This window comes from Roseomonas populi (assembly GCF_024594815.1).
In the GTDB taxonomy this organism is placed as follows: Bacteria; Pseudomonadota; Alphaproteobacteria; order Acetobacterales; family Acetobacteraceae; genus Roseomonas; species Roseomonas populi.
Genome location: NZ_JANJOU010000016.1, coordinates 123,882 through 142,840 on the forward strand (window position 1 = coordinate 123,882; position 18,959 = coordinate 142,840).

Below are 18,959 nucleotides of genomic sequence, written 5' to 3' on the forward strand. Positions count from 1 at the left end.
CCGCGTCAGCCCTGACGATCACCACTCCGGAGCCGGAGGTGGTTTCAAATTCCACGACGATCTTCTTGGATCCATCTGTGCCGTCGGTCATCTCCAACACGCGGAACGCTGGCTTGGCCGCGGCGATGGACGGGACAGGCAGGGTCGGTCCGCGCATGGAACCGCTGGAGATCGACTCCGACGTAGGCGCGCCAATGCTGGCGCTTCGATCGCTCCCCGTCGTGCCATGGCCGCGCGACGCCGAGTCCAGAGCAGCCTTTGGAAACCTGATAACTTTGGAGGAGCTGATCATCGCACGACTTTCCCTGACCACAGGCCGGCTTCCGGAAGCATCAATGTAGCGTAGCCGGATTCCATTAATCGGCATCTAACTGTTGCAGCCTTAAACGGAAGGCATCCCATGGGGGACGAGAGGTACAAAGGAGGATCAGGCGCGTTTTTGTCCATCGCAAGCTCCCACTGGCTGGCCTGACGCCCAGCCAGGAAGGACGGGGCGGACCCGATCCTCAGCGGCCGATTGCCAAGGCAGGGCACCCGAGGGTGGGATAGGTGAGAAGCGTAGCCGAAGGGGGGCTGCAGGACGACTGGCGTCGTCTCATGCCGTGTTCCCGGCCTGTGTCCCGAGACGGGGAGGCAGCTTTGGTCCGCCGGGACTTGCAACTGAATCTTTCGAGACTGGTTTGAGCGAAGCATGACGCCGCCCGGACCTTCTGATCCACTTCTTCAGAAAGCTGCCCAACTCGCATCCCACCCGGACTTTCCTCAGGCCGTTCATGCCTACTCGGTCGGCCTCGCCCGCCTCCGCGAGGCACCTCGCTTCGTGAACATCATCGCTTCCACCGACCTCCGCTGGCGGATCGTCGGCTTCCTCCTCTACCTGGACGCCGACCGCGAGCGCTTCGGGCCAGAAGGGGGCGCGACCTACGGCCGGCTGCTCGATCTATCGACACGGCAGGGCGACGCGACCCCACGGACCGTCCAGTCCCTCCTTGCTCTGCTGCAATTCTCAGGCCTGGTCCGGAGAACTGCCAGCCAGGCAGATCGTCGCGTCAAGTACTACCGACCAACCGATCGCATGGATGCTTTCGTCCGCGCATGGCTGCGATATGGAACGGCCGCGCTCGACATCCTGGAACCGGAAATGCAGCGTGGCCGGCTCGTAGAGAACCGCGCGTTTGTCGATGCCTTCTCCGTCTCAGGAGGTCGAGCGCATCTGGAGGATGTTGTTCCCTTAGCAGATCGCGTCCCTGCGCCGCTCTCCTCGCTCAAGGCCATGCTGGGAAGCTATTCGGTCATCCTTGCCGTGCTGCTGGCCCATTTCGAGGACGTCCCCACGCCGAGCCGCCGCAGCATAGCAGGACGGTTCGGCCTATCGCGCAGTCAGGTTGACCTTGTCGTGCAGGCCGGCAGAGACAAGGGCCTTTTTACGATCGACACAAACGCCAATCTCATCCCGACGCCGGCGCTTGAGGACAGCTTTCATCGCTGGATCTCGATCGAGCTTGCGTTCTACGCGTCCCACATGCGCCCTTAACCCAGTTCCACACCGGATTGAGCGCCATCGGTACGTCCCATGGCCGCGCGCCGGCCGACATGGCGATGCTCTCGCGCGTGCACCTCTTCGCTCCGGGCGTGGTCTTCTACGACCACCCTGTCCTTCGTCGATGCCGTCACGGCGATCCCTTATCAGCGGGACCGCACCTTAGTCGCGCTCAGCTATTCCGGCGCGGGGCGCAGCTCGCGGGCGCCGGACGTCCCGACCCTCGCGGAACTGGGCTCTCGCGCCAGCACCGATTTCCGCTTCTTCGCCCCAGGTGGCACGCCGCAGCCGATCATCCAGCGGCTCTCGGGGGAGCCCCGGCGGATCATACTTTCCGCCGCGACGGAGATGCGGCTGAAACCGCCGGCCATCGATCCCGTGGGCGGCACGCCGGAGGAGTTCGCGCCCTGCGCCGCCGGGGAGAGGGCAAAGTGGGGCGACCTCACCTCAACACGCCGCGAAGAGCCGCTGAGGTTCACCCCGTGAGAGGCCGACTCTTGGCCAAACTCTCCCGCAGGACCTGCATGCTCGTCCGTAGTGCCGCCCGCTCATCCGTTCCGTGCAGAGGATGCAGGTAGTCAATCTCCACCGCCAGGAGCCCATCATAACCTGCTCCCCGAAGCAGCTGCACCACGGCGGCGACATCAACCACCCCGTGGCCGAGAGGCACGCTCGGCCAGGAGGTGAAGGCGTCTCCGGCGCCGGCCAGGGGAGCCACGTCCTTCAGGTGCGTCGCCCGCGTCCAGGGCGCGAGGCGTCGGACCACGACCAGCGGATCCTCCCCCAGCCGCACGTTGTTCGCGGTGTCCAGGCACACGCCGAGCCAGGCCGAATCTACCCGCTCCAGCAGTTCCACGAGTTCTTCGGAAAACAGGTCGAGATGGTTCTCGATCGCCATCACCACGCCCTGCGCTTCCGCCACTGGCAGAAGGCTGCGCAGGAGGGGCAGCAGCGCGTCGCGGTGCGAGGGCCAGTCGGCGGGCCGGGTCCGGCGCCCGCCACAGCAGATCCGCATCACCCCGGCGCCCACGCGCCGCGCTGCGGCCAGATGCCGCGCAAGATCTTCCACCGCCTCCGACCGCGTCCCCGAGCCGAGGCCGTTCGGATGCCCCCAGGCCCAGACCCGCTGGAGCCCATTCGTATCCAGCCTCTCTCGCAGGCGGTCCAGAAAGGGATCGTCAGCAGGCAGATAGCATGCCTCGAGCGAGACGCCCTGGGCGCCGAGTTCCAAGGCCCGGTCCAGGAAGCCCCAGACATCGAGGCGCTCGCCGGGATCCGTTTCCAGGCCGGGGTAAGCGTCCCCGAAGTAGCGGTGGAAGCAGTAGGAATCGATTCCCGGTATCATCACGCCACCCGCGCCAGTGCCGGCGCGAAGAGCGGCGATGCGCCCGACGCCGCGGCCAGCTCCTCCGCCGCGCCCAACAGAACCTGAGCCAGTGCTTCCATCCGCGCGCCGGTCAGCCGCGCGCTGGGTCCGGCGATGCTCACCGTGCCGCAAACCGAACCCGATCCGGGGCGGCGTATCGCGGCCGCCATGGCAGAGGTGCCGGCCTCGTAGGTTTCGTGCGCCACCGCGTAGCCGCGCCGTCGCGTCTCCTTCAGGCTGTCCAGCAGCCCCGCCACGCCGCGCGGCGCGCCCGGCCCGGCCTCTGCTCCGGCTGAGAAGCCCTGGCGGGCCACGAGTTCCAGCGCGGCGTCATCCTCCATCGTGCCGAGCCAAGCGTAGCCGTTGGCCGTGCAGGACAGCCGCACCTCGGCCCCTGCATCCGGGTCGGGATCGTAGCGTAGCCCGTGGCGCGCGCCCTGTGCCTTGGCCACCCAGGTCAGCCGGTCACCGTCGATCACCGCCAGGCGCACCAGCTCGCCCGCCTGCTCCGCCAGCCTGTCCAACACGGGCTGGGCGATGTCAGTGATGCCGTTGGCGGAGAGATAGGTAAAGGCGAGGGAAGCAATCCGAGCCGTCAGGCGATAGGGGCCGCCCTCCTCGTCCTGCCGGACATAGCCGCTGGCGCGCAGGTCTCCCAGCAGCCGGTGGGTGGCGCTGCGCGGAATGCCGAGCCGGTCAGCCACCACGTGCAGGGGTAGCCCCGCCGCGTGCGGGGCCAGCAGTTCCAGGATGGCAAGAGGCCGCTCGCGCTGGTTCGTCATCAGTCACCCCCAGTCCATGCCGCTTATCGCATCCCGCGGGGAATGGATCAACATTCCAGTTGGAATGCCATTCCAGTCGTCATACTCTCGTCGAAAGAAGTGCCGGACCAGAGGCACACCCTGTGGAGGAGCCCCAGAAATGACCCTGTCCCGCCGTCCTCTCATGGCCGCTCTTCTGGGCGCCGCGCCCCTAGCGGTTCCGGCCCTGGCCCAAGCCCCGGCCGCGCGGGACGACACCTCTCGCCCCATCACCCTCGTTGTCGCCTGGCCACCTGGTGGGGGAACGGATTTCGTCGCGAGGCTCCTGGCCGAGCAGATGGCGCGGGAACTGGGCCAACCCGTCGTGGTGGAGAACCGCGCGGGCGCCAGCGGCACCATCGGCCACGCCGTCGTCGCCAGGGCGCGGCCCGACGGTTCCACCATCCTCCTCGGGGTCAATTCGACCTACGCCATGGCGCGGCACCTCTTCCCCGGACGTGGCTACGACGACGAGCGGGATTTCGTCCCGATCGGCCGCCTCGCCACCATTGCCGCTTATCTCTGCGTCCATCGCGATTCCCCGATCCGCAGCGTGACGGACCTCATCGCGGCGGCGAAGGCGGCGCCGGGCCAGATGACCTACGCCTCTCCAGGTGCGGGGAGCTCGGGCCACCTCGCCCCGGAGCTCTTCTTCAAGATGGCCGGAATCCAGGTGGAGACCGTCACCTACCGCGGCGGCGCGCCGATGGTGCAGGCCATGCTCTCCAAGGAGGTGAACATGGCCTTCCTCGACGTGGTGACGGCGCTCCCCTACGTCCGCTCAGGCGAGCTGCGCGCCCTTGGCATCGGCAGCCGGAACCGCCTGGACCTGACCCCGGACGTGCCCACCGTCGCCGAGGCCGGCGTGCCAGGCTTTGAATGCAACAGCGACTACGCCCTGCTCGCCCCGGCGCGGACGCCCGACGCCGCCATTCGCAGGCTGCACGCCGCCGCCGTCGCCGCTCTGCAGGCCCCAGCCGTGAGGGATCGTCTGACCGCGAACGGCTACGTCCTTGAGCCTGGCACGCCGGAGGAATGGCCGGCTTATCTCCGGGCCGAGGCGAACAAGTGGGGCGACGTGATCCGCTCACGCGGCATCACCCTTGAGTAGGACGGGTGGCGGGCATGCCTGACGGCGCGGGAGTGGCGGCCCAGGGCCCGGCCGAAGAGGTCGACCTGCTGGTGATCGGCGCCGGGGCGGCCGGCATGACCGCAGCCCTGGTGGCCGCGCTGGAAGGTCTTCAGGTCCTGCTCTGCGAGAAGACCTCCATGGTGGGCGGCACCACCGCCACTTCCGCCGGCACGGTCTGGGTTCCCGGCACCAGCCAGAGCGCCGCCGCCGGCGTGCCGGATTCCAGCGCCGAGGCCGCCCGCTACCTGGCATCGGTCATTGGGACCCGGGGTGGCGAGGCGCAGCGCGCCGCGTTCCTGGAGGCCGGCCCCCTCGCCCTGGACGACCTGGAGCGGCGGAGCGAGGTCCGCTTCGTGGCCGCGAAGGCCCATCCGGATTATCTCGGCAATCACCCCGGCGCCGCCTTCGGGGGCCGCGCGCTCGGCCCGGAGCCCTTCGACGGCCGCCTGCTGGGCGCGGAGGACTTCCAGCGGGTGCGGCCGCCGCGCCCCGAGTTCATGGTGCTGGGCGGCATGATGGTGGCGCGCGCGGACATCGCGCCCCTGCTGAAGCCCTTCGCCTCCTCCGCCAACCTGGTGCAGGCAGTGCGGCTGCTGGCGCGGCACGTGCGGGACCGGCTTCGCCACCGCCGCGGCACCCGGCTGGTGATGGGCAACGCGCTCGTGGCGCGGCTTCTCTACAGCCTGCGCCGCCAGGGTGTGCCGATCCGCTTCGACACCGCGTTGGTGAGACTGCTGCACGAGGGCGGACGGGTGACCGGCGCTGTGCTGCGCGGCCCTGGCGGCGAAAGGCCCGTCCGCGCCCTGCGCGGGGTGATGCTGGCGACCGGCGGGGTGGCCTGGAACCCCGAGCTGCGCGAGCGCCTGTTTCCCGAGGCGGCGCGCCCGCTCTCCCTGGCGCCGGAGGGCAACACCGGGGATGGCATTGTGGCAGGGCTGGGCATCGGCGCGGAGCTCGACGATGCCGGGGGCAGCGCTGGGCTGTGGATGCCGTGCTCCGTGCTGGAGCGGCCCGACGGGACCCGCTCCGTCTGGCCGCATATCCTGCTCGACCGGGCCAAGCCCGGGCTGATCGCCGTTGACGGCCACGGCAGGCGCTTCACCAACGAGTCTGACTCGTATCACGACTTCTGCATGGGAATGCTGCGCGCGGGGGCGGCCCCCGGCCGGCCGGCGCACCTGGTCTGCGACCGCAGCTTCATCCGCGACTACGGTATCGGGCTGGTCCACCAGGGGACGGCGCGGCTGAAGCCCTTCCTCGAGGCCGGCTACCTGATCGAGGGCGCGACGCTCGGAGAGCTGGCCCACCGGATCGGCGTGCCACAGGCGGCGCTGGAGCAGACCGTGGCCGAGCACAACCGCTACGCCGGGAATGGCGTGGACGAGGCTTTCGGCAAGGGCAGCTCCCCGATGAACCGCTTCAATGGCGACCCGGAGAACAGGCCGAATCCCTGCCTGCGGCCGATCGGGCCAGGCCCCTTCTACGCCGTGGCCGTGCAGCCAGCGGATCTGGCGGGTAGCGCGGGGCTTCGCGCAGATGGCGACGGCCGGGCGCTGGATGCCGCGGGGCAGCCAATCAGGGGCTTGTATGTCGGCGGGAACGACATGGCCTCCATCTTCCGGGGCACCTATCCCGGGCCGGGCACGACGATCGGGCCTGCCATGGTGCTCGGCTGGCGCACCGCGCGGCACGCCGCTGGACTACCGGTATGACGGCGCTGTCCATGCCACTGGTGCCTGTCGCGCGCTGGACCAGGCACGCTCCACGGGGCTCGCGATCGACGATCAGCCTCACGGCCGTCAACACATCCTCGGGGAGCCCGCCATGACGCCCACCTTCTCCCTCTCCGCGCTGACCGCGCTCGAGCTTCCGCCCCCTGCTCTGATGGAAGTAGCCGCTGCGACCGGCTGCTCCTATGTGGGCCTGCGCCTGATCCCCGTGGTGCCCGGCGGTGCCGCCTATCCGCTGATGGACGATCCCGAGCTTCTGCGGCGGACGCTGACCCAGAGCCGGGACAGCGGCGTCGGTGTCGCCGATCTGGAGATCGTCATGCTGCGGCCGGAGACGGACGTGACAGCCTTCCGCCCCTTCCTCGATGTGGGTGCGGCGTTGGGGGCGCGCCATGTCCTCGTCGCGGGATACGACGACGACCGTGAACGGCTCGTCGACAACTACGCAGCCTTTTGCCGCGAGGCTGCAGCGTTCGGGTTGACCGGCGACCTGGAGTTCATGCCCTGGACGGCAGTGCCGGACCTGGCCACGGCGATCGATATCGTCGGGCGGGCCGCGCAGCCGAACGCAGGCATCCTGATCGACGCCCTGCATTTCGATCGCTCGGATAGCCGATTGCCCGACATCGCGGACGTGCCCCGGGAGTGGCTGCACTACTGGCAGCTTTGCGATGCACCGGCAGCGAGGCCCTCGAGCACGGCGGAGTTGCTGCACACTGCTCGTGCCGAGCGCATGATCCCTGGGGAAGGGGGCCTTGACCTGAAGGCACTCGCGCGGGCCATGCCGGACGACCTCGTGGTGAGCCTGGAAATTCCCATGCTTGACCTGGCGCGAACCGTTCCGGCCCGGGACCGGGTTTCGCGCGCGGTGGATGCCGCGCGGAAGCTTCTGGCAAAGGCTCCTGCCCGCGGCCATTGACCTGGCTCGCCAGGCGTTAGGGTCCCTTGCCTGCGACACATCGCAAGCCCGAAAGGCCCTCTTGCCCAGGGTCCGGCCTCAATCAGCACCAGAAGGCGGCGATCGCGGCAGTGGGCTGAGATTGTCCGCGAGCTTGTCGTAGCTGGTGCTGAGGCGGCGGAAGTCTTCCAAGCAACCGACCGCGGCTTCAATGCGCCAGCGGCAGCCCGAACGCAGCACGTGTACGATGCCGCTGATAACCCGGCGGTCGTCCTGCCGGTGAGCGCCGGGCTGGTTCGTGGGCATGAACGGCTCGATCACGGCCCACCTCACCCCTGCCTGCCCGCTACAGCATTGACGTTCCCTTTCCACTCGTCCTTTGCACTATTTTTTCTAGTGGGTTTTTTGTATCATCAACCATCTTGCGTCCTTTATGAATTCTCCGCCTTGTAGATGTGAGGCCGGAAAGCTACCTCCACCGGCAGGATTGGGTTTCCAGCCGCGTCTCCCCGCAGGGAGCGGGTGGTTTCAATGCCGGATCAAGAGAACAGGAGGCCGAACGTGGCCCGTCTTCCCCTCCGCACTCCCGAGGATGCCCCCGAGGAGGCCCGCGAGCGTCTCCTTGCCGCGCAGAAGAACAACGGCTTCCTGCCGAACCTCGTGCGCCTCCTGGCCAATGCGCCGACGGCGTTGGAAACCTACCAGGTCGTCTCCGGCATCAACGCCCGTGCGGGCCTGACCTTGGCCGAGCGCGAGGCGGTGCAGATCACCGCGGCCGCAACCCATGGCTGCGGCTTCTGCGTGGCGGGCCATACGGCCATTGCCACCAAGAAAGCCGGGTTGGACCATCCCACGGTCGAGGCGCTGCGCGGAGTCGAAGCACCGGCGGACCCGCGCTTGGCCGCCGTGGCCGCCTTCACCTCCGCCGTGATCGCCTCCCGCGGCGCGGTCTCCGACGCCGACCTGACCGCCTTCAAGGCCGCGGGCTTCACGGACGCGAACGCGCTGGAGGTCGTGCTGGGTGTCTCCCTGGCCACGCTCTGCAACTTCGCCAACAACCTCGGCCAACCCGAGCTGAACCCGGAGCTGGCACAGTTCCGCTGGGACGGCCCGGCGAAGCAGGCGGCCTGAGCGAGCCATCGTGGCCATCTCCCTCGACCCCGCACTGCGCTCCTGGCTGGATGAAGCGGCCACCGGGCTGGACCGGGGCACGGCCGATCCCGCATCGGTGCTGCCGCGCCTGGCCGCCGCCGGAGTCTTCCGCATCGGCGTGCCGGAGGAGCTAGGTGGGACCGGGGGTGACGTGACGGACGCGGTGGAGGCGGTGGCCGCCATCTCCGAGCGCTCCCTGGCCGCGGGCTTCGTGGCCTGGGGGCATCGCACCTTTATCGAGTACCTGCTGCAAAGCCCGAACGACGCTCTTCGCGACCGCCTGCTGCCCGCGCTGCTGGCGGGCGAGGTCGCGGGCGCGACGGGCATGTCGAACGCCATGAAGGCCCTGGCGGGGCTGGAGGAGATCGGCATCGCTGCGCGGCAGGAGGGTGAGCGCCAGGTTTTGGACGGCCGCCTGCCCTGGGTGACCAACCTGCGGGCGCAGGGCTTCCATGTCGCCGCCGCAGTGGCGCCGCTGGAGGGCGGGGAGCCCTTCTGCGTCTCCCTGCCGAGCGATGCGCACGGCCTCCAGCGCTCCGACGACCTTGACCTCCTGGCCATGCGGTCGACGTCCACCGCCGCGGTCGATATCCGGGCTGTCCCGGTGGGGCCGGAGAACGTGCTGCACCCCAACGCCGGGCACTGGCTGCCGCGGGTGCGCCCGGCCTTCCTCGGGCTGCAATGCGGCATGTCCATCGGCCTGGCCCGCCGCGCCCTGGCCGAGGCGGCCGCCTGCGGTGGCGCTGCTCGCCACGTGCTGCTGGAGCCGGTCGCCCGCCTCACGGCGGATCTCTCGGCGCAGCAGCGCGCCTTGTTCGAGGGGCTGCAGGACGGCCGCTTCGTCGCGGACGCCCCTTCCCTCTTTCGCATCCGCATCGCCCTGGCGGAGATCGTGGCTGAGGCCACAGGGCTGGAGCTGCAGGCCTCCGGCGGCCGCGCCTACCTGACCGTGCCAGGCGAGGGCTTCGCCCGCCGCTGGCGCGAGGCGGCCTTCATCCCGGTCATCACACCCAGCCTCGTGCAGCTCCGCGCGGCTCTCGCCGGGCAGGCCGCGCGTGCCGCTTGATAGCGGGGGCATGAACGACGCCACCTCGCTGCGGGCGGAGGGCCTCGCCCTGCGCTACCCCGGCGCGGAACGGCCGGTGCTGGCCGGGCTCGACCTGGAGCTACATCCCGGTGAGATCGTGGCCGTGCTGGGACCCAGCGGCGTCGGCAAGTCCAGCCTGCTGCGCGTGCTGGCCGGGCTGGAGCGCCCGAGCGCCGGGCGCGTGCTGATGCATGGCGCGCCGCTGGCCGGCGTGCATCCGCGTGTGGCCATCGCCTTTCAGGACCCCTCCCTCCTGCCCTGGCTCTCGCTGGAGCGGAACGTCGCCTTCGGTCTGGACTTCCACCACCAGCCCAGGCTTTCCGCGGAGACGCGCCGCGCGCGGGTGGATGCCGCGATCGCTGCTGTGGGGCTGGAGCACGCGCGCCACAGCCCGCCCTCCGCCCTCTCCGGCGGCATGGCGCAGCGCACCGCCCTCGCGCGCTGCCTGGCGCGGGAGCCGGAGGTGCTGCTGCTGGACGAGCCCTTCGGCGCGCTGGACGAGGTGACGCGGGAGGAGATGCAGCACCTGCTGCTGCGCCTCGTCTCCCGCCTCCGCACGGCTACCCTGCTCATCACCCACGACATCGACGAGGCCCTGCTGCTGGCCGACCGCCTGGTGCTGCTGGGCGGCGCGCCCGCCGGAGTGATCGGCGAGTGGCGCATCGACCTGCCCCGCCCGCGCGACGAGATGGTGGCGGAGCTGGGTGCCTTCCGCGTCGAGATCCTTCAGACCCTGCGCACCGCCATCCGGCAGCGCCACTGACGAGGCCCGCCATGCCGACCGAGCTTTTCTCCCGCCGCGACGCCATGCGCCTGGCCAGCCTGTTCACGGCAGCGGGTGCCGCGCCGCTGCTGCGGACCCGTGCCGCACAGGCGCAGGCAGCGGACGCGCCGCTGCGGATCGGCTACCTGCCCATCACGGACGCCACGCCGCTGCTGGTGGCGCACAACAACGGGCTCTTCGAGGCCGAGGGCATCCGGGCGGAGAAGCCCACCCTCCTCCGCTCCTGGGCGCAGGTGATCGAAGCGTTCCTCGCCGGGCAGGTGGACGTGGTCCACGTCCTCTCCCCCATGGCGGTCTGGGCTCGCTTCGGCAGCAAGGCGCCGATCAAGGTGGTGGCCTGGAACCACATGGACGGCTCCGCCCTGACGGTGGCGCCGGAGATCAACGCCGTCGCGGAGCTCGGCGGCAAGACGGTGGCGGTGCCCTTCTGGTACTCCATCCACAACGTCGTGCTCGGCATGCTCCTGCGCGAGGCGGGGCTGACGCCTGTCACGCGCCGCACGGGCAGCCCCGCGCCGAACGAGGTGAACCTCGTCATCATGGCGCCGTCCGACATGGTGCCGGCGCTCGCGGCGAAGCGCATCGCCGGCTACATCGTGGCCGAGCCCTTCAACGCCGCGGCCGAGGCGCAGGGCGTCGGCAAGGTGCTGCGCTTCACCGGCGATGTCTGGCGCGACCACGCCTGCTGCCTCGTCCTCATGAACGAGCGCGACCTGGAGAGCCGCCCGGACTGGTCGCAAAAGGTGGTGAACGCCATCGTCAAGGCGCAGGTCTGGACGCGCGACCACCGCGCGGAGACGGCCCAGCTCCTCTCGCGCGACGGTGCCAACAAGTACACGCCGCACCCGCTGCCCGTGCTGCAGAAGGTGCTGGCCCCGGCGGAGGGCGACCGGGCGGCCTACCTCGCCTCCGGCGCCATCCGCCACGCGGACTGGAGCAACCGCCGCATCGACTTCCAGCCCTATCCCTTCCCCTCCTACACGGAAGAGCTGGTGCGCCGCCTGAAGAGTACCCTGGTGGAGGGCGACCGTTCCTTCCTGGAGGCACTGGACCCGGCCGCCGCGGCGCGGGAACTGGTGGACGACCGGCTGGTGCGCCGGGCCATCGAGTCCGTGGGCGGCCCCTCCGCCTTCGGCAACCCCGAGGGCTGGGCGCGCACCGAGACGATCGCGGTCTGAGGGGGCCTGGCATGTCGGACCAGGCCGCCGCTCAGGAGGCCCCGCGCGCCCTCCCCTCGCTGCCCTCCCCTCGCGCGGGAGGCGGGCTGGGGCGGCTCGGGCTCGGGCTCATCGGCATCCTCGTCATCCTGGCGGCCTGGTGGGCTGGCACGGAGTTGCTGGCGCCTGCGGGCAGCATGGCACGCCGCTTCGCGCCGGGCGGAACCCTGGCCAGCCTGGCGGATCTGCTGACCCAGCCGGACCTCGCGCTCCATGTCCTTGCCAGTCTGCGGCGCGTGCTGGCCGGGCTGGCATTGGGGCTGCTCGTTGGCGTGCCGCTGGGGATTGCCGTGGGAAGCCTGCGCATGTTGGAAGCGGCGACCTCTCCGGCCTTCCAGTTCCTGCGGATGATCTCGCCCCTCTCCTGGATGCCCCTGGCCGTCATGATCTTCGGCGTGGGCGACCAGCCGATCCTCTTCCTCCTCGCCTTCGCGGCGGTCTGGCCGATCATGCTGAACACGGCGGCCGGGGTGCGGGCGCTCGACCCGCGCTGGCTCCAGCTGTCGCGCAGCCTCGCCGCCACGCGCTGGGAAACGCTGTGGTGCGTGGTGCTGCCGGGCATCCTCGGCCCGATGCTGACGGGCGTGCGCCTCGCCATCGGCATTCTCTGGATCGTGCTGGTGCCCTGCGAGATGCTCGGCGTCTCGGCCGGGCTGGGCTACATGATCCTCGATGCCCGGGACCGGCTGGCCTACTCGGAGCTGATGGCGGTGGTGCTGCTGATCGGGCTGCTCGGCTTCCTGCTGGACGCGGCGGCGCAGGGGCTGCACAGGCTGCGGGGCGCCTGAGAGGCCCGCTTCCCGAAGCCGTGCCGGCATCCGCCCCTCAGGCGCACCGGCCTAGCTGGCGTGGCACAAGCCGCAGTCCTACGATCCCGCCCGCCTGACAGGCGCAGCAACCGCATGGAGTGCACGGCATGGATCACCCGCTTCGCATCGGCATCTGGGCGCTCGTGCACGGCAACCGTGCGGCGCTGCGCGACCCACTGGAGCCCTACGATGCTTCCTGGGACCGGAACAGGCGCCTTGTGCTGGAAGCGGAGCGGCTCGGCTACGACTGCGTGCTCGTCGCCCAGCACACCATGAATCCTCACCGGACCGATCTCGGCCAGCTCGAGGCCTGGACATCCTCCGCGGCACTGGCCGCGCAGACGCGGCGGATCGAGATCATCGCCGCGATCAAGCCGATGCTCTACCACCCGGTGGTCCTGGCGAAGATGGCATTGCAGATCGAGGAGATCAGCGGCGGGCGCTTCGCCATCAACCTGGTGAATGCCTGGAACCGCAAGGAGATCGAGGATGCCGGCCTCGTCTTCCGCGAGCACGACGAGCGCTACACCTACGGCGCCGAGTGGCTGGAGGTGGTGGAGCAGCTCATGCGCGGCGAGGAGGTGAACCACGACGGCCGCTTCTTCCAGGTCAGGAACTACAGGCTCGAGCCGCGTTCCGCGACGCGCGCCCGGCCTCGCATCTACGTGGGCGGTGAATCCCCGCCGGCGCGCGACCTGGTTGCCGCGCAGGCCGATGTCTGGTTCATCAACGGCCAGCCGTTGGAGGATGTGAAGGCCCTTATCGCCGATGTGCGGCAGCGTCCCCGGCGCGGCGAGCCTGTCCGCTTCGGACTCTCCACCTTCGTCATCGCGCGTGAGACCGAGGCTGAGGCACGTGCTGAGTATGAGCGCCTGCTCGCCTTGGCGAAGCAGGACGCCGACATCAAGGCCTATGTGAAGGCGAACACGGACGCCGCCGTGGCCATGCGCAAGACCCAGGCGAAGTTCGAGAGCGTGGGCACGAATGGTGGCACCGCCGGCGGTACGGTGGGAAGCTACGATCAGGTGGCCGAGCGGATCGCCGCCTTCCACGCCGCCGGGATCGACACCCTGCTCACCCAGTTCCAGCCCTTCGAGGCGGAGATGCGACGCTTCGCGGAGCATGTGATGCCGCGCCTGGCGCATCTCCGCGCGGTGCCCGCGGCCGTGCCGGAAAGCGCGGCGTGAGCGGAGGAGTGACGACCCGGCGCGGCCTTGTCGCTGGCGGGCTGGCCGCCCGCTTCCTCTGGCCGGGCAGCACCTCGGCACAGGGGGCCTGGCCGAGCCGTCCGCTGCGCCTCATCGTCCCCTTCCCGCCCGGTGGCGCCTCGGACCTTCTCGGGCGGCTCATGGCGGATGGGCTGACCGCCCGGCTCGGGCAGCCCGTCGTCGTCGAGAACCGTGGGGGGGCCGCCGGCCTGACCGCCGCCGAGTACGCGTCCAAGCAACCGGGCGACGGGCATACCCTGCTCCTCGGCACACAGCCGACCCAGGTCTTCAACAAGTTCCTCTACAGCCGCCTTCCCTACGATCCGGACCGCGACTTCACGCCGCTGAGCACGGTCGCCTCGGTCCCCTACGTGCTGGTGGTCACTCCCGGCCTGCCGGCCGCGGATCTTCCCGGGCTCATCGCCTATGCGCGCGCCCATCCCGGGCGCCTCAACTACGGCTCCTCCGGCATCGGCGGCGGCATGCACCTGGCCACGCATCTCTTCGCCGAGAGGGCTGGTGGCGACATGGTGCATGTTCCCTACCGCGGGGCTGCCCCGGCCGTCACCGCCCTGGTACAGGGCGAGGTGCAGCTGATGGTGGATCTGGTGCCGAACAGCCTGCCCCTCGTGCGGTCCGGCCAGCTCCGTGCCTTCGCGGTGGGGCTGCCGGAACGGACGCCGCTGCTGCCCGGTGTTCCGACCTTCCACGAGCACGGGATCACCGACTTCGACGTGCCGTCCTGGTTCATCCTCGTCGCCGCCGGGCAGATCCCGCTGGAGGCGGAGGAGCGGCTCCGCGCTGCCGCCGAGGGGACCGTCGCGGACCCCGCCTTCGCGGCCCGGCTGGAGGCTGTCTCGGCCCAGCCCATGCCGATCTCCGGCCCGGCGCTGCGGGACTTCCTGGCGGAACAGGGCGCGCGCTGGGAGGCGGTGATCCGCAGCGCGAAGGTCCGGCTGGACTGATGATGGCCGGCGAAAGCCTCAGGCCCCGCCGGAGGTGTTCCTGACGCCTCGGGCACCATCTCCAGCAGGTCCAGCACCGCCCGGCTCAGGCCCGACCGCCGCCATGCGATACTGAATCGGCCCGGACCTCCTGATGGGGGCTGGTCAGGCACCGAGCGCGACTCCTGCGAGGTGTGCCCGTGATCCCAAACGCCCTTGAGGCAGCATCCCGCCGCTGCGGTCAAAGGTTCGGCGGAAATGGCGCGTCTGATACTGCCGGCGCAGTCAGGTTGAGGACCTGCCGGGCGGACATCCATGCGCGGGGACCGATCCATGGTGCCCAAGCCGTCACCGGATCCTTTTCAGGCTGAAGCGTTGCTGAGGCGACATGCGTGACGCATCCCGCCAGCCCGATGTTGCTTGAACGAGGCACGGGCTGGACACCGCCATGAAGGAACCGAGCAGTGACCGTGGAGACGGTGGAATTCAGCGCCAGGCAGCAGGATGCCGGCGACGGCTCGCCGGGAGCGGTGGCCGCCTTTCCGTACGACCGCATGACCGTGGAGCGCTTCCGGGAGGCATTCCCGCGGGCGCGGTGGCGCGACGACCTGAAGGCCTGGTTCGTGCCGGGCAAACGGGCCGAACGGCGCCTGACGGCATGGATGGGCCGGGAATGGTCGGGCGTGCTGGCCTATGCCGACGAGCGCGGCCGCGATGCCTTCGCCTTCGAACCGATCACGAGCCCCTATCTGGAGGCCGCTGACGACCTGGTGGTCCGGACGCCGTATTCCCGGACCGTCATCGCCGAGCTGCGGGCGGTTCCATGGGCCCGGTGGGACCCGGCCGAGAAGGCGTGGCGCGTGCCGTTCCGTTCATTCGAGGAGTTGTACAGGCGCTGGCCCGCCATCGAGGACGCGGCCCGCATGGCCGAGCCTGAGGCCCGACGACGGCGCGAGGAGGAGCGCAAGGCTTCCGCAGAGCACGGGGACCGGCGAGCCGAGGCCGCCGAGCGACGCCGGAAGCGGTATCCGGTGGGCGAGGATGCCTCGCCGCCGCTCGACCGCGTTGTGATGACCCATCTGGGATGCGTGGTATTCGAGGCGATCACCGGCGAGCTTGTGGAGCCCGAGATCGCCGCCCGCTTCTACCCCGGTGTCGTTCCTGACGCCGGGGCGCTGATCTGGGCGGCGTGGCGCAGGCCGGCCCAGGCCGAGCTGGTTCAGGCCTGGCCCGCGCGGACACCGCCGAGCCCCGCCGAGCTGGCCCGCGGCTGGTGGCAGCCGACCATCGAGGTGCTGCGGGAGGAACGCCGCAGCGCAGCATCCCTGGAGCGCGCGCAAGCGACGCGCCGGTCCAGAGCGCCGTGAGTGTCCGTGCCTTGGGCAGTGCTGCCCGTGTTGTGGCGCGGCGCGGTGCCTCCTTTCGGTTTCCTTGCGCGGCCGGCCTCTTGTTGCGCAGTCGTTGACGACTATTGCGGTAAGATCATACTGCAGCGGTAAATCTGGGCAGGAATGGCTGGTCCGCACCCAGCGACGGCCCGTTCCTTCACAGCCCGATGATCGCGAAGGATTGCGGCTGGCCATGCGTTTCCGCACGCACCTCGCACTCCTGGTCCTCTCGCTGGCCACTCCTCCCCTCGTGCTGGGCAGCGGCTTTCTGCTGCGGGAGGCCCAGGAGAGGCGGTTGGCCGAGTTGCAAGGCCTGGCGAACCAGGCCCAGGCCCTGGCGGCGGCCGTGGACCAGGAAATCGCGGGGATGCAGAAGGCCGCGGAGGTCATGGCCCTCGCACTCACGCCCGAGGAACTGCAGGAGCCGGAGCGGCTTCGGACGCGCTTCCAGTCGATGCTGGCGCTCAACCCCGCTTGGTTCAACGTCGTGCTCCTCCGGCCCGGTGTTGGCCAGGTCCTGAACACGCTCGCCGCGCCCGGGATGGTGCTGCCGGAGATGAGACCCCCCCCGGTGCCCGGGCTACCCATGCCCGCCGTGTCCGATCCCTTCATCGGGCGTCTCGCGGGGGCGCCGCTCGTCACCGTCAATGCCCCCATTCCAGCGGCGGGCGAAGCCGGCTGGGTCGTCGGGATCGGGATCCGGACGCACCACTTCGAATCGGTCATCGCGTCCGTGCTGCCGGCGGGCGCCCTGGCCGGCGTGGTCGGCGCGAACGGCCGCTTTGTCGCGCACACCTCGACGCCGCAGGGCGACCGCACGGCGGCCCTTGCCCCGCCGGAGATCGGCGGCTTCGCCGCCACCGCACGGCCCGGCACCGCCACCACCCTGGAGACGCGCCGGGTCACGGGCCAGAAAGTCGATGCAGCCCTGCACCGGACCGCCGCGGCGCCCTGGACGGCGGTGGTGGCGCTGCCGCGGGAGGTTATCGATGCGGCGGTGTGGCGCGCCGTCCGGGGCATCGCCTTGGTCGGCGGCCTCGCCTTGGTGGCAGCCCTCCTCGCGGCAGTGCTCCTCGGCCAGCGTCTCGGCCGGCGCGTGACGGCACTGGCCCGCGCGGCCGAGGCGACCGGCCGAGGCGAGGCTGTCCCGGTGCCGGACGGCGTGGCGGAGTTGGATGGCGTGGCCGCGGCGCTGGCCCGGGCGGCGGCGGAGGTGCGGGCGCGCGAGGCGGAAATCCGCCGCCTCGGCGAGGACCGGCTGCGCCTTGCCCACCAGATCGCGCGCATCGGCAGCTTCGACCAGCGGCTCGACGAGCCGGCCGCGGTGGTCACGCCCGAGTACGCCGCCATCTCGGGCCTGCCGGACGGAACCACGACGGACACCCGCCCGGCCGCGATGGCCCGCGTCCACCCGGAGGACCGCGCCGCCCACGAGAGGATGGTGCGGGAGGCGCTGGAAGGGGATGCTTCCGGCTACGAGGCGGAGTTCCGCATCGTCCGGCCCTCTGACGGCGCGGTCCGGCGGATTGCCTGCCGGGCCGAGATCCGGCGCGGCCCGGGCGGGCGCGCCAGGAGGCTGATCGGGGTGATCCGCGACGTGACGGAGGAGCGCGCGGCCGCGGAAGGCCTTCGCCGGCTGAACGCGGAGCTCGAGGCCCGCGTGCGCGAGGAAGTGGCGGCGCGGCAGGCCGCCCAGGTCCGGGCGGCGCAGGCGGAACGGATGCAGGCGCTCGGGCAGCTCGCGGGCGGCATCGCCCACGACTTCAACAACGTCCTGCAGGCGGTGCAGGGCGGCGCGGCCCTGATCGAGCGGCGCCCGGGCGACGCGGCCGGGGTCCGCCGCCTCGCCCGCATGATGCTGGACGCGACCGGGCGCGGCGTGACGGTGACGCGGCGCCTGCTCTCCTTCGCGCGACGGGACGAGCTGCGGGCCGAGCCGGTCGAGCCCTCCCCGCTGCTGGCAGGATTGTGCGAGGTCCTGGCGCATACGCTCGGCGCCGAGATCGCCTGCCGGCACGAGGTGGCGCCCGGCACGCCCCCGCTGCTCGCCGACAAGGGGCAGCTCGAGACCGTTCTGGTGAACCTTGCCAGCAACGCGCGCGACGCGATGCCGCAGGGCGGAACCCTGACCATCTCCGCGGAGGAGGCGGTCCTGGAGGGCGGCTCCGGCCCGGCGGGGCTCTTGCCCGGGCGCTATGTCCGGATCACCGCCCGGGACACGGGGACCGGCATGGATCCGGCAACCGTCGCCCGCCTCGGCGAGCCCTTCTTCACGACGAAGCCGAGGGGCGCGGGCACCGGGCTTGGCCTTTCCATGGCGAAGGGCTTCGCGGAGCAGTCCGGCGGTGCACTGACTGTGGAGAGCGCGCCCGGGAAGGGCACCGTGGTCTCCCTCTGGCTTCCGCCTGCACCCCGTACGGCCGAGGCGCCCCCGCCCGATGCGGATCCGGCGGCGGCCGGCGCGGAGGGAAGCGCCGCAAGCCCGCATCGCGTGCTCGTCGTCGATGACGAGCCAATCGTGCGCGAGGTGCTCTCGGGCATGCTGGAAGCGGCCGGCTATGCCGTGCTGACGGCGGAGGGCGGCGCGGAGGCCCTGCAGCTGCTGGATGCGGGCGAGGCCGTGGACGTGCTGGTCAGCGACCTGTCCATGCCGGGGATGGGCGGTGTCGCCCTCATCGAAGCAGCGCAGGCGCGGCGGCCTTCCCTCCCGGCCGTCCTGCTGACGGGCTATGCCGGGGACGGGGCCTCCATCGCCATCAGCGGCGCGCTCTCCGGCACCTACTCCCTCCTGCGGAAGCCGGTGGGGGAGGCGCAGCTGATCGAGCGGATTGAGGCCCTGATGGCCGTGCAGGAGACAGCCCAGGGCTGAACGGTGCCGCCGCCGCGCCCAGCCCGCAGCTCGAT

The 18,959-nt window shown here is 70.7% G+C and carries 16 protein-coding genes and 1 pseudogene; 14 read left to right on the forward strand and 3 right to left on the reverse strand.

All coding sequences use genetic code 11. The features are described from left to right. The first annotated feature begins 691 nt into the window (after positions 1 to 691). Both NRP21_RS17545 and NRP21_RS28050 read left to right on the forward strand, forming a co-directional pair. Entirely contained in the window at positions 692 to 1,534 is an 843-nt protein-coding gene (locus tag NRP21_RS17545) for a hypothetical protein (RefSeq protein ID WP_257717525.1), read from the forward strand. 39 nt (positions 1,535 to 1,573) lie between these two features. After that, positions 1,574 to 2,026: a tripartite tricarboxylate transporter substrate-binding protein gene (locus NRP21_RS28050; RefSeq protein WP_408639639.1), complete on the forward strand. Its 453-nt coding sequence runs from the start codon at positions 1,574 to 1,576 to the stop codon at positions 2,024 to 2,026. On the opposite strand, the gene NRP21_RS17555 is transcribed toward NRP21_RS28050, so the two are convergent. Beyond that, positions 2,016 to 2,885 (reverse strand): sugar phosphate isomerase/epimerase family protein, encoded by an 870-nt coding sequence (locus tag NRP21_RS17555; RefSeq protein WP_257717527.1) that lies wholly within the window; start codon positions 2,883 to 2,885, stop codon positions 2,016 to 2,018. The genes NRP21_RS28050 and NRP21_RS17555 overlap by 11 nt on opposite strands. After that, positions 2,885 to 3,688 carry an IclR family transcriptional regulator gene (locus NRP21_RS17560; RefSeq protein WP_257717528.1) on the reverse strand — a complete coding sequence of 268 codons (804 nt, stop codon included), beginning with the start codon at positions 3,686 to 3,688 and terminating at the stop codon, positions 2,885 to 2,887. The genes NRP21_RS17555 and NRP21_RS17560 overlap by 1 nt, the downstream gene beginning before the upstream one ends. A gap of 139 nt (positions 3,689 to 3,827) precedes the next feature. On the opposite strand from NRP21_RS17560, the gene NRP21_RS17565 reads away from it, so the two are divergent. From NRP21_RS17565 to NRP21_RS17575, 3 genes are all read left to right on the forward strand, one after another. After that, positions 3,828 to 4,817 carry a Bug family tripartite tricarboxylate transporter substrate binding protein gene (locus NRP21_RS17565; protein WP_257717529.1) on the forward strand — a complete coding sequence of 330 codons (990 nt, stop codon included), beginning with the start codon at positions 3,828 to 3,830 and terminating at the stop codon, positions 4,815 to 4,817. Between the two features lie 14 nt (positions 4,818 to 4,831). Beyond that, complete coding sequence (locus tag NRP21_RS17570; protein ID WP_257717530.1) at positions 4,832 to 6,550, forward strand: FAD-dependent oxidoreductase; 1,719 nt, start codon at positions 4,832 to 4,834, stop codon at positions 6,548 to 6,550. Between the two features lie 112 nt (positions 6,551 to 6,662). Beyond that, positions 6,663 to 7,487 carry a sugar phosphate isomerase/epimerase family protein gene (locus NRP21_RS17575; RefSeq protein ID WP_257717531.1) on the forward strand — a complete coding sequence of 275 codons (825 nt, stop codon included), beginning with the start codon at positions 6,663 to 6,665 and terminating at the stop codon, positions 7,485 to 7,487. A 195-nt stretch (positions 7,488 to 7,682) separates the two neighbouring features. Here NRP21_RS17575 and NRP21_RS17580 read toward each other — a convergent pair. Beyond that, a pseudogene (locus tag NRP21_RS17580) lies at positions 7,683 to 7,799 on the reverse strand (transposase); the annotation flags it as partial. 228 nt (positions 7,800 to 8,027) lie between these two features. Here NRP21_RS17580 and NRP21_RS17585 point away from each other — a divergent pair. The 9 genes from NRP21_RS17585 to NRP21_RS17625 all read left to right on the forward strand — a co-directional run bounded on the left by NRP21_RS17585 (position 8,028) and on the right by NRP21_RS17625 (position 18,924). Further along, a complete protein-coding gene (locus tag NRP21_RS17585; protein ID WP_257717532.1) occupies positions 8,028 to 8,597 on the forward strand; it encodes a carboxymuconolactone decarboxylase family protein in 570 nt (189 codons plus the stop codon). 10 nt (positions 8,598 to 8,607) lie between these two features. Then, positions 8,608 to 9,684: an acyl-CoA dehydrogenase family protein gene (locus tag NRP21_RS17590; RefSeq protein ID WP_257717533.1), complete on the forward strand. Its 1,077-nt coding sequence runs from the start codon at positions 8,608 to 8,610 to the stop codon at positions 9,682 to 9,684. Between the two features lie 10 nt (positions 9,685 to 9,694). Beyond that, entirely contained in the window at positions 9,695 to 10,468 is a 774-nt protein-coding gene (locus NRP21_RS17595) for an ABC transporter ATP-binding protein (protein ID WP_257717534.1), read from the forward strand. Positions 10,469 to 10,479: 11 nt separating this feature from the next. Continuing rightward, on the forward strand, positions 10,480 to 11,667 hold the full coding sequence (locus NRP21_RS17600) for an ABC transporter substrate-binding protein (protein WP_257717535.1): 1,188 nt from the start codon (positions 10,480 to 10,482) through the stop codon (positions 11,665 to 11,667). Positions 11,668 to 11,678: 11 nt separating this feature from the next. Next, positions 11,679 to 12,494, forward strand: coding sequence for an ABC transporter permease (locus NRP21_RS17605; RefSeq protein WP_257717536.1), 816 nt, complete (start codon positions 11,679 to 11,681; stop codon positions 12,492 to 12,494). Positions 12,495 to 12,622: 128 nt separating this feature from the next. Beyond that, complete coding sequence (locus tag NRP21_RS17610) at positions 12,623 to 13,702, forward strand: LLM class flavin-dependent oxidoreductase (RefSeq protein ID WP_257717537.1); 1,080 nt, start codon at positions 12,623 to 12,625, stop codon at positions 13,700 to 13,702. Continuing rightward, on the forward strand, positions 13,699 to 14,688 hold the full coding sequence (locus tag NRP21_RS17615) for a Bug family tripartite tricarboxylate transporter substrate binding protein (protein ID WP_257717538.1): 990 nt from the start codon (positions 13,699 to 13,701) through the stop codon (positions 14,686 to 14,688). Before NRP21_RS17610 ends, NRP21_RS17615 begins: the two co-directional genes overlap by 4 nt. A gap of 443 nt (positions 14,689 to 15,131) precedes the next feature. Next, positions 15,132 to 16,034: a hypothetical protein gene (locus NRP21_RS17620; protein WP_257717539.1), complete on the forward strand. Its 903-nt coding sequence runs from the start codon at positions 15,132 to 15,134 to the stop codon at positions 16,032 to 16,034. A 214-nt stretch (positions 16,035 to 16,248) separates the two neighbouring features. After that, positions 16,249 to 18,924 carry an ATP-binding protein gene (locus NRP21_RS17625; RefSeq protein WP_257717540.1) on the forward strand — a complete coding sequence of 892 codons (2,676 nt, stop codon included), beginning with the start codon at positions 16,249 to 16,251 and terminating at the stop codon, positions 18,922 to 18,924. The last annotated feature ends 35 nt before the right edge of the window (positions 18,925 to 18,959 follow it).

Bases quoted from the DNA above. Each gene is read 5' to 3' on its own strand.
- NRP21_RS17575 (WP_257717531.1), top strand. From the start codon at position 6,663: ATGACGCCCACCTTCTCCCTCTCCGCGCTGACCGCGCTCGAGCTTCCG.
- NRP21_RS17545 (WP_257717525.1), top strand. From the start codon at position 692: ATGACGCCGCCCGGACCTTCTGATCCACTTCTTCAGAAAGCTGCCCAA.
- NRP21_RS17570 (WP_257717530.1), top strand. From the start codon at position 4,832: ATGCCTGACGGCGCGGGAGTGGCGGCCCAGGGCCCGGCCGAAGAGGTC.
- NRP21_RS17605 (WP_257717536.1), top strand. From the start codon at position 11,679: ATGTCGGACCAGGCCGCCGCTCAGGAGGCCCCGCGCGCCCTCCCCTCG.
- NRP21_RS17565 (WP_257717529.1), top strand. From the start codon at position 3,828: ATGACCCTGTCCCGCCGTCCTCTCATGGCCGCTCTTCTGGGCGCCGCG.
- NRP21_RS17595 (WP_257717534.1), top strand. From the start codon at position 9,695: ATGAACGACGCCACCTCGCTGCGGGCGGAGGGCCTCGCCCTGCGCTAC.
- NRP21_RS17600 (WP_257717535.1), top strand. From the start codon at position 10,480: ATGCCGACCGAGCTTTTCTCCCGCCGCGACGCCATGCGCCTGGCCAGC.
- NRP21_RS17555 (WP_257717527.1), bottom strand. From the start codon at position 2,885: ATGATACCGGGAATCGATTCCTACTGCTTCCACCGCTACTTCGGGGAC.
- NRP21_RS28050 (WP_408639639.1), top strand. From the start codon at position 1,574: ATGGCCGCGCGCCGGCCGACATGGCGATGCTCTCGCGCGTGCACCTCT.
- NRP21_RS17625 (WP_257717540.1), top strand. From the start codon at position 16,249: ATGCGTTTCCGCACGCACCTCGCACTCCTGGTCCTCTCGCTGGCCACT.
- NRP21_RS17610 (WP_257717537.1), top strand. From the start codon at position 12,623: ATGGATCACCCGCTTCGCATCGGCATCTGGGCGCTCGTGCACGGCAAC.
- NRP21_RS17560 (WP_257717528.1), bottom strand. From the start codon at position 3,688: ATGACGAACCAGCGCGAGCGGCCTCTTGCCATCCTGGAACTGCTGGCC.